Source organism: Vibrio sp. 1069, assembly GCF_033340555.1.
On record NZ_JAWOWP010000614.1, the window covers coordinates 1 to 598 of the forward strand.

Annotated in this window: 1 protein-coding gene; it reads right to left on the reverse strand. The window is 46.2% G+C overall.

Annotation, left to right across the window (positions count from 1 at the left end; genetic code table 11):
* Nucleotides 1-598 (reverse strand): DUF5801 repeats-in-toxin domain-containing protein (locus R7040_RS28060; RefSeq protein WP_318097830.1); only part of this gene is annotated, 598 nt, incomplete at both ends.

Here is a 598-nt window from a genome sequence, read left to right on the forward strand (position 1 = left end):
ATAATAGAAGGCGCATCATCTTTAACTTCTATAACGATTTTTGCGGCTTTGGCATCATTCGAACCGAGCGTCAAAGAAGAGCGGTCTCCGTCGGCATCAACGGCATAAACTGGAATGGTGAACGTTAACGATTCGTCGTTTGCGCCAGTATGATCCAGCTGTTCATAGAGGTTGAACTGATATTCGCCTTGAGACGGTGAGTCGATACTGATGTCGAATACCGTAATGCGCACACCATCAAGCTCAATATAACCTTCGTAAGTACGAACGCCGTTGACATTAGAAGTGAGTTCAAGAAGTACATTTTGCCCTTGCGATTGCAACTCGCCAGAGACATTAAATTCCGTTGGTTCTACTTCGAAGTGATCAATAATATCGCTGCCTGCGGCTGCCGAAATCGATCCGGTACCGCTAGTAATCGCGATGCCCTGTAGAGAACCTTGCTCGACGCCAGACTCGTCCAAAGACAAGCTTGTGACATTGTTAATGACTGGGTTATCGCCATCAGCAATTGTAATCACAAAGGTATTGCTGACCGTATCTTGGTCGAAATCCACGATCGTCGTTGGAAGAGAAAGCGCTATCGTATCGCTATCAT